The sequence below is a fragment of the Paenibacillus diazotrophicus genome (assembly GCF_042610465.1).
Window position 1 is genome coordinate 106,789 of the sequence record NZ_JBGJZN010000001.1, and the last position, 14,384, is coordinate 121,172.

Here is a 14,384-nt window from a genome sequence, read left to right on the forward strand (position 1 = left end):
TGCATTCCTGTAAGATTGGCTGCAGCCTGGAGCCTATATTCTTAATGAGAGATCAAGCAGCTCCATTCCGGGGGTACGATATGCCAGACGACATGAATGAAATTCTGCAAAGGTTGACCCGCGTAGAAACGAAGCTCGATATTATGAATAGCGCAAGGGATATTGCGCTAGAGGCTATGCAGAGCAGCAAATCGGCCCATCTGCGTATGGATGAAATACGGGATGAGCTGGCCAGATTGAAGGTCAGGCAAGGAGAAAGCCAGCGGTGGCTGGTGGGAACCATCATCAGCAGTTCAGGGTTATTCATTGCGGCCTTGGGTCTTCTGATGAAGCTGTTGATCGGGTAGCAGAAATATCAGGGGCGGATGATGGATGAGGAAGGAGGATACAGCAATGGCCAAGGGATTTGATTGTGCGGCACCGCTGACGAAGACGTTAGCGAAGCGGTTCCGGGAGGACGGTTATGAATTCGTATGCCGGTACCTGGTACCTTCTGGCTGGAAAAGACTCACCAGGGCTGAGGCGGCAGCTATCAGCGCTGCCGGTCTGCAAATTGTCTCTGTATATGAGACAACAGCCAGCCGTGCGCTGGGAGGGCGCGACGCAGGTCTTGCTGACGGGGCGGCTGCAGCACAAACAGCGATAGCTGTCGGCCAGCCGGAGGGAAGCCGGATTTACTTTGCGGTAGATTTCGATGCCTCAGCAAGCCAGATGGCTTCGGTAATCCAGTATATCAAGGCTGCGGGTGAAGCCTCACCGAAGTTCCGAACGGGTGTATACGGAAGCGCGGCAGTTGTTGAAGCGGTGATGGCAGCCAAGGCATGCACAGGTTTTTGGCAGACCTACGCCTGGAGCAGAGGCCGGAAAGCAGAAGGCATACACATCTATCAATACGATAATGGACCCAAAGGGCTCGGGCAGCCGATCCACGGCGTGAATGTGGATATGAATCTGTCCAGCGGTGATGCGGGATGGTGGAATACTCTTACTACGGTTCCTTCCCCACCGACGAGTTCGAGCGGGGGGGTGAAGGAATATATGCTGGTCAAAGAGGACGCGAATAAGATCATAGCCTTCATTAAAGCTGCCTATATGGCGGCAGGTAGCCCGGAATCCCGAGAGGAATTCCACCGCCTGGCAGATGAGATACGCAAAGCATCAGGTCAAGCTGTGGAAGGGGAGAAGTAGGACTACCCACCAGTATAGTAGACTTGGTAAAAATGCTGTTAACAGCCACCTTCGGGTGGCTTTTTACTTTTTATTTAGAGGGAGAATGAGAGGTGAAGGGATGCAATAAATAGTTTTATTTTCCCTTCCGGCTGTAAAAAGCACTATGGATTTTACTTTATCTATAGGAGCAATTTTTTTACAGAGGGGGAATCCGTTTGCAGACCCATGCAACCGTAAGCAAGGACAAAGAGAACACTTCGGGCAGTCATCAACCATATAGCAAACCATCCAATTTCGTGAAGCCGGCAACGGCCAAGCTGCCAGACCCGGTGGAGATCATCCGGCGTATCCGGCAGAACCCGGCCTCTTTAAGCCGGGAAGACAAGCTGGCGCTCCAGCGTACCCTCGGCAACCGTGCCGTGGTTCACTTGTTATCCAGTTTGAAGGAGAGCAAGGAAGGTAGTCAGACAAGTGAGGCAACAGGTACGAAGCAGGGTGAGCAAGGGCAGGGGATTGCGGGGGATTCCCGGACGGAGCAGCAGCCTCAGGCGCAAGAACCTGCACTAACGGCACAACCCGTCAACGCTCAGACTGAGCCGAAGGCCGAGCAGAATGAAAAGTCCGGCATTCGAGCAAAGACTGCCACTACACTCAAAACGTGGGTCAAATCCTTGGCGGGAACTTCTTCTTCCAGCCAAGAAGGTAGCAAGAGGAAGACGGATGGAGGGCAGTTGGCCAGTAAAGAGAAGGTAGAAGCTCATCAGCCAGCTGAAGAACCGGCAATGGGTTCGAAGGCTAAAGAGGATGGAAAAGAACAGCCGGCGGAAGGTAAAGAGTCCAAGGAAGGCAAAGAGGCCAAGGCGGAAAAGGAATCGAAGCCAGGTAAGGAAACTTCGGGGGAACCTGCACCTAAGGGAGCCGCGAAGGAACCTTCGCTAGGAGATGCGTTGGGCGCTTTGGCCGGAGACGGAAAGGAAGAGCCCGCCAAGGCCAAGAAGGTGAACATCCACGGGGAGGATCCCGGACAGATCCTCGATCAGCTGACCCGGGTTCAGCCGACAGAGATGGGAGACGCCTACGCTCAGGCGGTGGATGTGTCTGCAGGGGCTTTCGCGAAGCAGAAGCAGAAAACCCGGCAGGGGCTGCCAGTAATTCCAGCCCCAACAGGGTTGAAAGGCAGAGTCTTTCAAGCCCGGAAAAAGCCAGCGCCACTGAAACACTCCGCTCCGGAGGGATACAAAAGCGAGCGTACTGGCGGGACGGCGACTACAGGCAACCTGGAACGAATGAACATCGGATCTTCCGGCTCCGAAGGTAATCCCGAAGCCATCATGGGTGAAATCCGGTCCGCTGCGTCGCAGCCTCCGGGCATCAGCATGACTGGTGAGGCAGACCCCTCCCAGCTTGAAGGCATGGGTCAGGAGGCGTCCCAGCAGGTAGGGGCAGCCAAGCAGGCGGAGATGGGCCAGATCCACACTCCGTTTGGTGAGAATGACATCTATCCTGAGCCGGACGGCTCTACGGTGAAGGCTTCCGCAGAGCTGCAGGGCGGGAATGCACCCGGAGCCAAGAAGCTCCCTGCACTGGGAGTGCCTGCGGACATGACGGCCGGACTGAACCGCAGCCTTGCCCCGGAAATGAAGAAGCAGCTGGGTGCCAAGCAGGCGGAATACAGCAAGGAAAAAGCGAAATTTGACAGCAAGGTGCTAATCTCCAAAGCAGACAGCCACGCCCAAATCCAGCAGGCGGAAGCCGATGCCAAGAACAAGCAGCTCAGCCAGCAGGCTGGAGCCAAGGCGGAAGTCGACAACCTGCGCGGGGAATGGAAAAACGAACTGGATGCAGCCGAAGCCGACTATGCCGGACAGGCTGGAGCGGCAGCGCAGCAGAAAAAGGGCGAGATCAACAGCGTCCGGACCGAAAAAGAACGCGAAGCGCAGAAGAAGCAGTCCGAAGCGGAGCGGGAAGCCACCCAGGCCTACAGCAAAGCCAAGAAGGAGGCGGACGGCAAGCATGCAGAGGAGAAAGCCAAGGAAGAGAAGAAAGGCGGTTTCCTCGGCTGGGTGAAGGATAAACTTGAAGCCGTGGTCGATCTTGTCAAAAAAGCGGTCAACTTTATTTTCGAGGGCCTTCGCAAAGCAGTGAAGTTCATTTTTGAAAAAGCCAAACAAGCTGTGCTGGGCATTATCGAGCTGGGCCGCAAGCTGATCACCAACCTGATCAAAGGCCTGGGCGCGCTGCTCAAAAAACTGGTCTCCGTGGTGTTTGCCAAATTCCCTGGCATCGCTGCCAAAATATGCAGCAAAATTGATGGCGTCGTCAATAAGGCCGTGAAGGCCGTCAACCAGCTGGCACAGAAGCTCAAAACCAAAGTCACGCAGGTCATGGACTTCCTGGCCGCCAAGGCGGATCAGGCGCTGGCTGCGGTACAGAACTTCTACAGTAAGTTAATCTCAAGCCTGGGCAACCTGCTCATTGCTACGTTTCTGGATGTGCTTGCCCGGATTGGGGCGCTGGGTAAAGCGGCGAAGCGCTCGCTCAGTCACCTGGAAGGCAAGATGTGGGAATATCTGCTCGGAGTAGACATCTCCAAGCCTATGGGGGCAGGAGCGGCTGAGCAGGCGCAGGACTCCGGTCAGCCTCAAGCGGACGAGAAGCTTACCGCAGACGACATCGAAATGGAGTCGGTCGAAGCGGGTGAGATGGATCCGGCGCTGGTGCAGGAAGCGAACCTTAAGGACGGGGAGAGCAAGCAGCTCTCCGGCAGCCGCGATCCGGCCACCATGGACAGCATCATGGCAGAATTCGATCCTGGAAAAGTGGATCAAAGCCTGGGCAGCAAAATTGCCGATGGCGCGAAACTTCGTGCGAGCAATGCGAAAATGCTGTTTGACCAGATTAAATCATATGTAATAAAATGGATGAAGAGTAATGGATTGAAGCTTTTGGCTGCCCTTGCTGGCATCTTGGTTGGCGTCGTGGCTGCAGAGATCATCACAGGCGGGGCCATTACCGCTGCGCTTCCGATGATTATCAACCTGATCACGATGTATTTGCAAGCGGATGCGATTAAATCCGTGGCCCAGACTATTGTCCAAGCTTCCGGCTATATTGGCACCTACCTGAGCCAGGGTTGGCAGAAGATGATCGAGCCTGCCGCTATTGCGCTGGCAACGGCCCTCGCGATGGGACTCGTTGAGCTGGCGATGGAGCTTGGCTTCAAAGCGATCGGCAAAGGGCTGAACAAAGCCGGACAAGCCGTGAAGAAAGGCGTTGGAGCTGCGGCCACTGGTGCGAAGAAGGTAGCGGGTGCAGGAGTCAGGGGCATCAAGAGCTTGCTGAAATCCGGAGCCAAGCTTGCGTCCAAGAGCGGCAGCATGATCATCCGTAACGGAAAAATCGTGATCAAGAGCCTGCAAAAAGGGCTTATGAAGGGGGCCAAAAAGCTCCAGGGTCTGGTGGACCGGATTCTGCAGAAGTTCAAGTTCAAGCGGTTCAAGCTGGAGCGCAAGGGTAAGCATATCCGTCTGTATGGCGAGGTTAATCCTTGGGTGCTGTTGATTGACGGGGAACTGCGGGACATCAAAGAGCAGAATCTCGAAAAGGAATTAAAGAAACTAGAACTCGATGGCAAGAAGCCAATCAAGCTTAGCGATGCGGAATATAGTAAGCTTAATAAAATAGACATTGAAAAGAGAGCAAAAATCTCCAAGAATGCAGATGGAGATAAGAGTAAGATAGATTTTAATAGAAAGAGACCCCAAAAATTACGAGAAAAGTATTTGGGGCGAACGCCTGGGAAAAAATCCAGGACTGGTCGAGAGGTTATAGAAAGAATGGAAGCTGAAGGTAAAATAACTAAAGATATATTTGGGAAAACTAAGTTTTTGGCAAGTGATGGAAAATGGTATGATATTAGTGAGGCTGATATGGCCCACCTAACTGATGCTGTCACTTGGTGGAATAATGTAGGCAAAAAACTTGGAGCTAAGAGTAAAGAAGTTAGAGAGTGGATGTTAAAATCAGAAAATTATGTACTTGATCATTTCAAACTAAATCGTTCAGAAGGGGCAAAACTTGGACAAAATTATGAGTTGCCACTTAAATAAAGAAAGGAACCTAATTCATGGAATTAACTGACGAAATACATGGAAAAATTTTAATATTATGTGAGATCGGTGATGAATTATTAGACGAGAACAGAGTAGATCTAGCGATAACTAAATACTTATCAGCACTAGAATTAGTCCCCAATCCAAAGAGTGATTGGGAAGCAAGTACATGGATATACACTACGCTTGGTGAGGTATATCTTATGAAAAAAGAATATAAAATAGCAAAAGAATATTTTTATAACGCCTTGAATTGTCCTGACGGTAAATTCAATCCTTTAATTCTTTTAAGAATTGGAGAAACTCTTTTTGAAACCCAAGATTTTGAACAGTCCAAGGAGTATTTATTAAGGGCGTACATGTTAGAAGGTCAGGATATTTTTGACGAGGAAGATGAAAAATACTTTAATTCTATCAAAAGCTTAATCTGAAGGAGGGAAAAGAAATGGTATTACTTCAACCACCATTAAAAGAAAAGATTGATAGTCTCTTTAGAGATTGTGCAGAAAAATATAAAAATAAGGAATTTGCGGAGGCTGTAAGTATACTTGAGAGCGGGTGGGACTTACTTCCATATCCTAAAGTAACCTATGATGAAAGTTATACAATCGTGGAGTACATGATACAGTTTTGTCTGTTGGCAGAAGATTATGTACAAGCACGAAGATGGGCTAATATTATATTTATTTGTGACCTTGAGAGAGTAGATAGCGGGAAGAGAGAATTCTTGGCGGGAAGAGTAGCATTTGAATCTACTGATCCGATAATGGCTAGAGAACTTTTCTATATTGCCGATCAAAAATCAAAAGGAAGATGTTTTGAGGGTGAAGAGGTAAAATATTTAAAGTTTTTTAAGGAAAAATAATGTAGCCTGTGATTATTTTAGACCACCCCGGAGCAACACGCACTAGGGTGGTTGTATTTTTGTTTTCCTCCCCAATTGGTATTATAAAATCTTTCCTCCCCCTACTATTGTTGTTGAAAACCCGAGCCAAGCTCGCATCCAAGAGCGGCAGCATGATTATCCGTAATGGCAAAATCGTGATTAAGAGCCTGCAAAAGGGGCTTATGAAGGGGGCCAAAAAGCTCCAGGGTATGGTGGACCGGATTCTGCAGAAGTTCAAGTTCAAGCGGTTCAAGCTGGAGCGCAAGGGGTAAGCACATCCGTCTGTATGGCGAGGTTAATCCTTGGGTGCTGCTGATTGACGGGGAACTGCGGGACATCAAGGAGCAGAATCTCGAAAAGGAATTAAAAAAACTAGAACTCGATGGCAAGAAACCGATCAAGCTTAGTGATGCAGAACATAGTAAACTCAGTAAGCTAGAAGGTACAGAAATAAAAAAAGTCTCTATGAATGCAGATGGGGATAAGAGTAAGATTGAGTTTAATAGTGTTGAGAGAACGGATAAAGATGGTTCAATAATTAAGGATAAAACATTAGTTGGCAAAGGGGAACAATATACAAATGGAAGAAAAAATAAGTTAAATCCTAATATTAGGTATAAAACTGGAGAGTATGATTATTTTTATGAAACAGATAATCTAGGTAGGCTTTCTAAGTTTGAAACTGATTATTTGCAATTAACAAAGAGAAAAGAAAGATTACCGCATAGCAAAAATACACCTGGTAAAATAAAAGGTAAAGACGATGCAGGACATTTGGCAGGTGATAGGTTTGGAGGCTCACCTAAAATTGATAATTTGGTATCACAACTATCAGATGTTAATCAGAAACAATTTAAGAAAATTGAAAATATGTGGGCTGCTGCATTAAACGCAAAGCCTCCCAAAAAAGTAACAGTTGATATTGAGATGATTTACTCTGAAGAAGGTGTACGTCCGGATAAATTTATTGTTAAATATACTATTGACGGTAAACCGGGCATTAATGTTTTTGAAAATAATTAAAAGGAGTGGAAATCAGTATGAAGGAATTTGAAGAGATATTTAGTGAATTACAAGCAGATATGGTATCTATATGTATGGAATTTGTTGAAGATAGAGCCGATAAGATATTTATTTACGCTTCAAGTGAAGAAGGTATTGTGTCAAGTAGTTTCTTTTATTTAATTAATAATAAGTATCTAGAGTGCCACAAAGTCAATGATGCATTGAAGAATGGGGAGGAAAGATATGATGTGTCCTCGGAACGAATGTTTAAGGTATTAGAAATCATAAATGAGAATATTGCTAATATCAAAAAATTGTGCGAGGAATATGAAAGAGACATGCCAACTGAGATGAAATTAATATATGATGTTACGAGTGGCAGGCTTCAAGCGGAATACAAGTATGAATTAGTATATACTCATGATGATATTAAAACGGCTCATAATATTGCAGATGAATGGTTTGAGGAGATAAAAAGTAAGGTTCTTTAATATGTATATTTGAAAAAAGGCCGATTACAGTCTATTGACTGAATAATCGACCTTATTTTTCTTTTTTCGAAATAATAACTCCTCCTGGAATCTTCCGATGATTATCAACCTGATCACGATGTATCTGCAAGCGGATGCGATTAAATCCGTGGCCCAGACTATTGTCCAAGCCTCCGGCTACATTGGCACCTACCTAAGCCAGGGCTGGCAGAAGATGATCGAGCCGGCCGCTATTGCGCTGGCAACGGCCCTCGTGATGGGACTCGTCGAGCTTGCGATGGAGCTTGGCTTCAAGGCCATCGGCAAAGGGCTGAACAAAGCCGGACAAGCCGTGAGGAAAGGCGTTGGAGCTGCGGCCACTGGTGCGAAGAAGTTAGCGGGTGCAGGAGTCAGGGGCATCAAGAGCCTGTTGAAATCCGGAGCCAAGCTTGCGTCCAAGAGCGGCAGCATGATCATACGAAATGGCAAAATTGTGATCAAGAGCCTGCAAAAAGGGCTCATGAAGGGGGCTAAAAAGCTCCAGGGTCTGGTGGACCGGATTCTGCAGAAGTTCAAGTTCAAGCGGTTTAAGCTGGAGCGCAAGGGTAAGCATATTCGCCTGTATGGCGAGGTTAATCCTTGGGTGCTGTTGATTGACGGGACGATGAAGGACGTCGATGAGAAGCAGCTTGAAAAGGAATTGAAAGATCTAGAACTTGAGGGCAAGAAGTCGATCAAGCTTAGCGATGCGGAGTTTGACAAACTAAGTAGCTTAAAAGATAAAAAAAGAGCAAATATCTCTAAGAAAGCCGATGGAGATAAAAGTAAAATAGATTTTAATAGTATTAAGTTGAAGTTTGATTATAAAAAAGTGTTTTTTGAAAAACATCCAGAACTAGAAGGAGATGTAGTGGTTCACCATTCTATTGAACAGCAAGTTCTGAGAAAACCTGAATATAAGGGACTGTTCACTGAGGTTGAAATGCATGATTACAATAACTTAAGAGGCATACCGAAAGAAATTAATAGTGACGTACATCTATCTAAAATAAGAATTGAATGGAATAGGTTTTATAAGGAAAATCCAAATGCTACAAAAGAGCAAATAATACATCAAGCAAAAATTATTGATAGTATATACGGCCATTTATTTAATCCACCTATTCAGTAGGAAAGAGAGTTGTTCAAAATGAAATTATATATGTTAGAACCTGAAGTGGCTGGTGAGTTGGGAGAAAAGACTCTATTTAATAATGACAACTCAGTTAGTCGCTTGCATTATGAGTTTCATGGGTGGCTAGGTGATGAACTTTTAGAATCAACTCCATGTTACATTGTGTCAGAGCTACTTGGACAATCACTAATTATGTCTAACATTACAGGGTTTCATTTAGAGGAAATGGAAGTATCTTTGACGGATGAATTTATAGAATTATATCCCAATAGAGAACTACCAACATTTAAGCGGCTAATTCCTTTAGGAAATATTATTATTGAAGGAGCGCAATTTTCTGGATGGTCTGGAGAAGATATTTGTATAACCCCCAAAAAATATTTAGTCGTCTCAGAAAAGGCATTTGAAGTATTCAAAACTTATAACTTAAAGCATTGCGAGGTAACAATATTATCGAACTAGGAGAGAAAGAAGGGAGATTTCTTGAGAAACAATTTAATACGGATTACCCTATAAAGATATTTGTACACACAATAATGAAACTAAATAAAGCGTTACATAAAACAGATCAATTATGGAAGATACTGCCATGGTTGACCTGTTTTTTTATCTTTTGTCATCTAGCGGTTATTAAAATTACTCGCTATGTAGAATACTATATAACGATAGTGATGCTGAGAAAAAGAAAATGCATCTTTCAAGATAGATAGCACAACAACTATAGTATAGGTTTTATGCAAGGAATAGGACTTTGTCTCCCAGTTAAACGCCCTCGCAACGGTGATTACGGTGCAGAAAGAAATCTGGTATGACCAGCCAACATAACAGGTACGGTTACTTTAAGGCGAGTCGCCTTGCCCCAGAAATGAAGAAGCAGCTCGGTGCCAAGCAGGCGGAATACAGCAAGGAAAAAGCGAAATTTGACAGCAAGGTGCTGATCTCCAAAGCAGACAGCCATGCCCAGATCCAGCAGGCGGAAGCCGATGCCAAGAACAAGCAGCTCAGCCTCAGCCAGCAGGCGGGAGCCAAGGCGGAAGTCGACAACCTGCGCGGGAAATGGAAAAACGAGCTGGATGCAGCCGAAGCCGACTATGCCGGACAGGCTGGAGCGGCAGCGCAGCAGAAAAAAGGTGAGATCAACAGCGTCCGGACCGAAAAAGAACGGGAAGCGCAGAAAAAGCAGTCTGAAGCGGAGCGGGAAGCCACTCAGGCCTACAGCAAAGCCAAGAAGGATGCCGACGGCAAGCATGCAGAAGAGAAAGCAAAGGAAGAGAAAAAAGGCGGCTTCCTCGGCTGGGTGAAGGACAAACTCGAAGCCGTGGTCGATCTTGTCAAGAAAGCGGTCAACTTTATTTTCGAGGGCCTCCGCAAAGCAGTGAAGTTCATTTTTGAAAAAGCCAAACAAGCTGTGCTGGGCATTATCGAACTGGGCCGCAAGCTGATCACCAACCTGATCAAAGGCCTGGGCGCGCTGCTCAAAAAGCTGGTCTCCGTGGTATTTGTCAAATTCCTGGGCATCGCTGCCAAAGCAAAATTAATGGCGTCGTTAACAAGGCCGTAAAGGCGGTCAACCAGCTGGCACAGAAGCTCAAAACCAAAGTCACACAGGTCATGGACTTCCTGGCCGCCAAGGTGGATCAGGCGCTGGCTGCGGTGCAGAACTTCTATACCAAATTAATCTCCACCCTGGGCAACCTGCTCATTGCTACTTTCTTGGATGTGCTCGCGCGGATGGGGGCGCTCGGTAAGGCGGCGAAGCGTTCACTCAGTCACCTGGAAGGAAAGATGTGGGAATATCTGCTCGGAGTAGACATCTCCAAGCCTATGGGGGCAGAAGCGGCAGAAGGTGCAGCGGCAGAGCAGGCGCAGGCATCCGGTCAAGCGACGGACGAGAAGCTTACCGCAGACGACATCGAAATGGAGTCGGTCGAAGCGGGTGAGATGGATCCGGCGCTGGTGCAAGAAGCGAACCTTAAGGATGGGGAGAGCAAGCAACTCTCCGGCCGCCGCGATCCGGCCGCCATTGCGCTGCCAACCGCACTCGCAATGGGACTCGTGGAACTAGCGATGGAGCTTGGCTTCAAGGCGATCGGCAAAGGGTTGAACAAAGCCGGACAAGCCGTGAAGAAAGGCGTTGGAGCTGCGGCCACTGGTGCGAAGAAGGTAGCGGGTGCAGGAGTCAAGGGCATCAAGAGCTTGCTGAAATCCGGAGCCAAGCTCGCATCCAAGAGCGGCAGCATGATCATCCGTAACGGCAAAATCGTGATTAAGAGCCTGCAAAAAGGGCTTATGAAAGGGGCTAAAAAGCTCCAGGGTCTGGTGGACCGGATTCTGCAGAAGTTCAAGCATACTGTTCTAGGTTCTCTTTTGCCCATTCTAGGAGATAGTTTTCAGCTCATCATCTTTTAGTTTTTTAAGTTCACTATATTCAGCATCGCAGAGTTTAATAGGTTTGCTTCCAGCATCTTCAAGCTGCTTCAATTTTTGTTGGTTGATGTCCCGCAGTTCCCCGTTAATCAACAGCACCCAAGGATTAACCTCGCCATACAGACGGATATGATTACCCTTGCGCTCCAGCTTGAACCGCTTGAACGCTATGATTATAGAAAAGCGCCCACAGTAACTATAGAAACTAAAAAAGAATTACCGCATACTGAGATCGCCAATAGACAAAATGAAAGAAGAGATGCAAAAGTTGCTGAATAACTGGGGAAGTGGAGTACTACTCTGCAACAAGAGCTGCAAAATACCTTGAAGGATTTTAAAGCTACGGGATTCACTAGATAAACAATAGAAAAGGTAATGGAACAGCAATATAAAATGTTGGAAAAGCTTAGAGTACCTTTCGAAAGGATTGATCTAGATGAGTATTTTTGAGGAAATAAGTTCAATGTATGCAATAGACAGCAGAGAATCTCCTGCAAAAAAGGAAGAAATCAACAAACTTCTTAATTACTGCACAATTGAGGTTCCTTTTGACTATATTGAATTTATAAGTATCGCTACCGAAGTGGAAATTAAAGTGAAAGAAGAAATGTATATCCGAATATGGGGTCCGGTGGATTGTATTGAGATGAACGAAGCTTATCATATACAAAAATATATTCCAAGATCACTTGCGATCGGAGATGATGAAGGAGGTAATGTAATTATATATTTGGAAGGAGAAGGTGGTTTGGGTTTGTATATGGTAGGGTTTGGTGACTTGGATATTAATGATGCCGTGAAAATAGCACCTACGCTTAGAGATCTTCTAGTAGACAATATTGGTATTGAAGTGATAATGAGCGGATATGTGTAACACCGAGTCTTCAGATGGGGGCGGAGATCAGAAAACTGGTTTCTATGTATTGCCTAAATCCCCTGTATCGCGGGGAGAATTTGCTGCAAGCAGCCTATCTATATCTTTTTATTGATGGCGGCGTATAACAATAAGTATTTTCAAAGAATAGTTAATAAACAGGTCAGTCCGGAACATAATCAACGGACTGGCCTGTTTTTATCATCCTTTTCTTCTTATAACCGCATGATCATCCGGGGCGGCAAAATTGTGATCAAGAGCCTACAAAAGGGGCTTATGAAGGGGGCTAAAAAGCTCCAGGCTCTGGTGGACCGGATTCTGCAGAAGTTCAAGTTCAAGCGGTTCAAGCTGGAGCGCAAGGGTAAGCGTCTGAATGGGGCTGCTAATAAATCTTATTCAGCAGCCCAATTACTTCATCAAGGGTGAGACCGAAGGACTTGTAGTATGAGGTGTCGCTCTCCATTTGCTTAAGGATCATTTCGTTACGTATCTGCAGCATCTCGCCCCGCGAAAATTTGGCTACAAAACATCCTTTACCTGTTACCGTATTTATCAAACCGCTTCGTTCCAGTTCCTCCCAAGCTTTCTTAACAGTGATTACACTAACGTTAAGCTCCAGGGCTGCCTGACGAATGGGCGGTAGACAATAGCCGCTTTCCAGCTCGCCTTTCAAAATTTGGGCGCTGATCTGTTCGTAAAGCTGCTGATAAATCGGTTTCTCGGAACTATTCGAAATCGTTACATTCATAATATCTCCACTTTCAGGAATCTCTTTGCGGCAATCCGATAGGCAATTAGGGTGAATGCTATAAAAATAACGAAACCTGCGATCAAAATGGATAGCTGCAGTGCCGTATTATCCGTTCCTGAGCCATAGAAAATGTCGTTTATCCAAGAACTTTGGATACCGGCCCATTGGGCAACTCCGGCAAAAAGGATAGCGGCCGTAGTGGATGCGGTCGTTGCCGCTCCATACTTATACGCCGTCTTGTAATGCATGGATATAAATATGATGTTGAAGATCGCCAGCATGATGAAACTTAATCCCCAAAAACCCATATACGGCGGATAGAAAAAGTAAGTCAGATGTGGGTACAAACGAAACGTGAAAATACTGAAGATCATTGCAATGAGGAGATGCATGAGTTCAAGAATAACAACAACGGTTATCCTGGACTTCACGATGTCTGTTTTGGTCACAGGCATCATCGTACTAAACATCAGATCATTCTGACTCTTAAATCCGCCAAACATATTCGGTATCGTTATGAAGCAGAAATATAGCGGTACGATAAAGTAGATCCAGCCGGGAACAAGCATTAAGCCGCCCATAATTAAGGGTAATACGAAGAACCAAGGGTTTACTCCTAATTTTAAATCTTTCATCACCAAATTATACATATACATCCTCCTTTTTTGCGAAGTAGATCATGATTTCATCGAGGGTCGGAGTGGTTGCCCTTAGGTTAGAGCGTGGATCAAAGTCTTTGGCATGAATCAATCCGGTAAAACCGAAGGAGTTGATTTTGTAGGAAATCAAATGTTCTTTCACTTCGCTCAATTGGGCTTCGCTGCCGCTGAGTAAACGGTAAGACTCTTTAAACTCATGTTTCTCTGAACTGGCAATGATTTGCCCTTGTTCAATGTAGGTTATAAAATCCGCACATCGCTCCAAGTCGGAGGTAATATGTGTAGAGAAAAGAATGCTAATCTCGCCGCCAATGATGAGCTCCTGAAAGATATCGAGCAGATCGTCTCTTGAGACAGGATCGAGTCCGCTGGTCGGTTCATCCAGGATGAGTAGCTTTGCGCCATGCGATAAAGCAAGGGCCAAGCTGTACTTTACCTTCATTCCTCTGGATAGCTCCGCTATTTTTTTGTTCTCATCCAGCTTGAATCTCTTTAAATAATTGTAGTATGTTTCATCATTCCAATTCTTATAAAATTTCTTCGTAATATCGGTCAGCGTCTTGATCTTGCTCCGTGTATAGAAGTCGATATCACCGAATGCGCATCCGATCTCCTGCTTCAAGTCAATTTCGTGATCAGCGATGTTCTTGCCAAGAATGTATATCTCGCCGCTATCGACTTGAACCATGTTCAAGATCGATTTTATTGTGGTTGTTTTTCCTGCGCCATTCGCCCCGATGAACCCCATGATGTAGCCCTTCTCCAATTGAAAAGATACATCTTTGACCTGAAATTGCGGATATTTTTTATTTAAATTTCTAATATCTAGTGCCAGCATACCATACCTCCTCGAAAT

Annotated in this window: 18 protein-coding genes; 15 read left to right on the forward strand and 3 right to left on the reverse strand. The window is 46.0% G+C overall.

The window, feature by feature from the left end:
* The first annotated feature begins 44 nt into the window (after positions 1-44).
* The 15 genes from ACAN54_RS00410 to ACAN54_RS00480 all read left to right on the forward strand — a co-directional run bounded on the left by ACAN54_RS00410 (position 45) and on the right by ACAN54_RS00480 (position 12,544).
* Positions 45-347: a hypothetical protein gene (locus ACAN54_RS00410; RefSeq protein ID WP_379150865.1), complete on the forward strand. Its 303-nt coding sequence runs from the start codon at positions 45-47 to the stop codon at positions 345-347.
* Between the two features lie 46 nt (positions 348-393).
* On the forward strand, positions 394-1,188 hold the full coding sequence (locus ACAN54_RS00415) for a glycoside hydrolase domain-containing protein (protein WP_379150868.1): 795 nt from the start codon (positions 394-396) through the stop codon (positions 1,186-1,188).
* A 197-nt stretch (positions 1,189-1,385) separates the two neighbouring features.
* On the forward strand, positions 1,386-5,279 hold the full coding sequence (locus ACAN54_RS00420; RefSeq protein ID WP_379150871.1) for an HNH endonuclease: 3,894 nt from the start codon (positions 1,386-1,388) through the stop codon (positions 5,277-5,279).
* A gap of 17 nt (positions 5,280-5,296) precedes the next feature.
* A complete protein-coding gene (locus ACAN54_RS00425) occupies positions 5,297-5,713 on the forward strand; it encodes a tetratricopeptide repeat protein (RefSeq protein ID WP_379150875.1) in 417 nt (138 codons plus the stop codon).
* Between the two features lie 14 nt (positions 5,714-5,727).
* The gene (locus tag ACAN54_RS00430) at positions 5,728-6,147 is read left to right on the forward strand and encodes a hypothetical protein (RefSeq protein WP_379150879.1); all 420 of its coding nucleotides are present in this window, start codon (positions 5,728-5,730) and stop codon (positions 6,145-6,147) included.
* Between the two features lie 110 nt (positions 6,148-6,257).
* Positions 6,258-6,440 carry a hypothetical protein gene (locus tag ACAN54_RS00435; protein WP_379150883.1) on the forward strand — a complete coding sequence of 61 codons (183 nt, stop codon included), beginning with the start codon at positions 6,258-6,260 and terminating at the stop codon, positions 6,438-6,440.
* 34 nt (positions 6,441-6,474) lie between these two features.
* Positions 6,475-7,191 (forward strand): DNA/RNA non-specific endonuclease, encoded by a 717-nt coding sequence (locus ACAN54_RS00440; RefSeq protein WP_379150886.1) that lies wholly within the window; start codon positions 6,475-6,477, stop codon positions 7,189-7,191.
* A gap of 17 nt (positions 7,192-7,208) precedes the next feature.
* Positions 7,209-7,664 (forward strand): DUF600 domain-containing protein, encoded by a 456-nt coding sequence (locus ACAN54_RS00445; protein WP_379150888.1) that lies wholly within the window; start codon positions 7,209-7,211, stop codon positions 7,662-7,664.
* 97 nt (positions 7,665-7,761) lie between these two features.
* On the forward strand, positions 7,762-8,814 hold the full coding sequence (locus ACAN54_RS00450; protein ID WP_379150891.1) for a hypothetical protein: 1,053 nt from the start codon (positions 7,762-7,764) through the stop codon (positions 8,812-8,814).
* Between the two features lie 18 nt (positions 8,815-8,832).
* Complete coding sequence (locus tag ACAN54_RS00455) at positions 8,833-9,279, forward strand: hypothetical protein (RefSeq protein ID WP_379150894.1); 447 nt, start codon at positions 8,833-8,835, stop codon at positions 9,277-9,279.
* 346 nt (positions 9,280-9,625) lie between these two features.
* The gene (locus ACAN54_RS00460; protein WP_379150897.1) at positions 9,626-10,378 is read left to right on the forward strand and encodes a hypothetical protein; all 753 of its coding nucleotides are present in this window, start codon (positions 9,626-9,628) and stop codon (positions 10,376-10,378) included.
* A 50-nt stretch (positions 10,379-10,428) separates the two neighbouring features.
* Positions 10,429-11,226, forward strand: coding sequence for a hypothetical protein (locus ACAN54_RS00465; protein ID WP_379150900.1), 798 nt, complete (start codon positions 10,429-10,431; stop codon positions 11,224-11,226).
* Positions 11,227-11,301: 75 nt separating this feature from the next.
* Entirely contained in the window at positions 11,302-11,523 is a 222-nt protein-coding gene (locus tag ACAN54_RS00470) for a hypothetical protein (protein ID WP_379150903.1), read from the forward strand.
* Between the two features lie 157 nt (positions 11,524-11,680).
* Positions 11,681-12,118 carry an SMI1/KNR4 family protein gene (locus ACAN54_RS00475; RefSeq protein ID WP_379150906.1) on the forward strand — a complete coding sequence of 146 codons (438 nt, stop codon included), beginning with the start codon at positions 11,681-11,683 and terminating at the stop codon, positions 12,116-12,118.
* A gap of 249 nt (positions 12,119-12,367) precedes the next feature.
* Positions 12,368-12,544 carry a hypothetical protein gene (locus ACAN54_RS00480; RefSeq protein ID WP_379150909.1) on the forward strand — a complete coding sequence of 59 codons (177 nt, stop codon included), beginning with the start codon at positions 12,368-12,370 and terminating at the stop codon, positions 12,542-12,544.
* Here the strand turns inward: ACAN54_RS00480 and ACAN54_RS00485 are convergent.
* From ACAN54_RS00485 to ACAN54_RS00495, 3 genes are read right to left on the reverse strand one after another with little or no spacing between them, the layout of a single operon-like run.
* Positions 12,501-12,866: a GntR family transcriptional regulator gene (locus tag ACAN54_RS00485; RefSeq protein WP_379150912.1), complete on the reverse strand. Its 366-nt coding sequence runs from the start codon at positions 12,864-12,866 to the stop codon at positions 12,501-12,503. The genes ACAN54_RS00480 and ACAN54_RS00485 overlap by 44 nt on opposite strands.
* The gene (locus tag ACAN54_RS00490; RefSeq protein WP_379150915.1) at positions 12,863-13,519 is read right to left on the reverse strand and encodes an ABC-2 transporter permease; all 657 of its coding nucleotides are present in this window, start codon (positions 13,517-13,519) and stop codon (positions 12,863-12,865) included. The genes ACAN54_RS00485 and ACAN54_RS00490 overlap by 4 nt, the downstream gene beginning before the upstream one ends.
* Positions 13,512-14,366, reverse strand: a complete 855-nt coding sequence (locus ACAN54_RS00495; RefSeq protein WP_379150918.1) for an ABC transporter ATP-binding protein — start codon at positions 14,364-14,366, stop codon at positions 13,512-13,514. Before ACAN54_RS00495 ends, ACAN54_RS00490 begins: the two co-directional genes overlap by 8 nt.
* Positions 14,367-14,384 lie beyond the last annotated feature (18 nt).

Bases quoted from the DNA above. Each gene is read 5' to 3' on its own strand.
- ACAN54_RS00410 (WP_379150865.1), top strand. From the start codon at position 45: ATGAGAGATCAAGCAGCTCCATTCCGGGGGTACGATATGCCAGACGAC.
- ACAN54_RS00495 (WP_379150918.1), bottom strand. From the start codon at position 14,366: ATGCTGGCACTAGATATTAGAAATTTAAATAAAAAATATCCGCAATTT.
- ACAN54_RS00450 (WP_379150891.1), top strand. From the start codon at position 7,762: ATGATTATCAACCTGATCACGATGTATCTGCAAGCGGATGCGATTAAA.
- ACAN54_RS00490 (WP_379150915.1), bottom strand. From the start codon at position 13,519: ATGTATAATTTGGTGATGAAAGATTTAAAATTAGGAGTAAACCCTTGG.
- ACAN54_RS00415 (WP_379150868.1), top strand. From the start codon at position 394: ATGGCCAAGGGATTTGATTGTGCGGCACCGCTGACGAAGACGTTAGCG.
- ACAN54_RS00465 (WP_379150900.1), top strand. From the start codon at position 10,429: ATGGACTTCCTGGCCGCCAAGGTGGATCAGGCGCTGGCTGCGGTGCAG.
- ACAN54_RS00430 (WP_379150879.1), top strand. From the start codon at position 5,728: ATGGTATTACTTCAACCACCATTAAAAGAAAAGATTGATAGTCTCTTT.
- ACAN54_RS00485 (WP_379150912.1), bottom strand. From the start codon at position 12,866: ATGAATGTAACGATTTCGAATAGTTCCGAGAAACCGATTTATCAGCAG.
- ACAN54_RS00425 (WP_379150875.1), top strand. From the start codon at position 5,297: ATGGAATTAACTGACGAAATACATGGAAAAATTTTAATATTATGTGAG.
- ACAN54_RS00445 (WP_379150888.1), top strand. From the start codon at position 7,209: ATGAAGGAATTTGAAGAGATATTTAGTGAATTACAAGCAGATATGGTA.
- ACAN54_RS00455 (WP_379150894.1), top strand. From the start codon at position 8,833: ATGAAATTATATATGTTAGAACCTGAAGTGGCTGGTGAGTTGGGAGAA.
- ACAN54_RS00460 (WP_379150897.1), top strand. From the start codon at position 9,626: ATGACCAGCCAACATAACAGGTACGGTTACTTTAAGGCGAGTCGCCTT.
- ACAN54_RS00475 (WP_379150906.1), top strand. From the start codon at position 11,681: ATGAGTATTTTTGAGGAAATAAGTTCAATGTATGCAATAGACAGCAGA.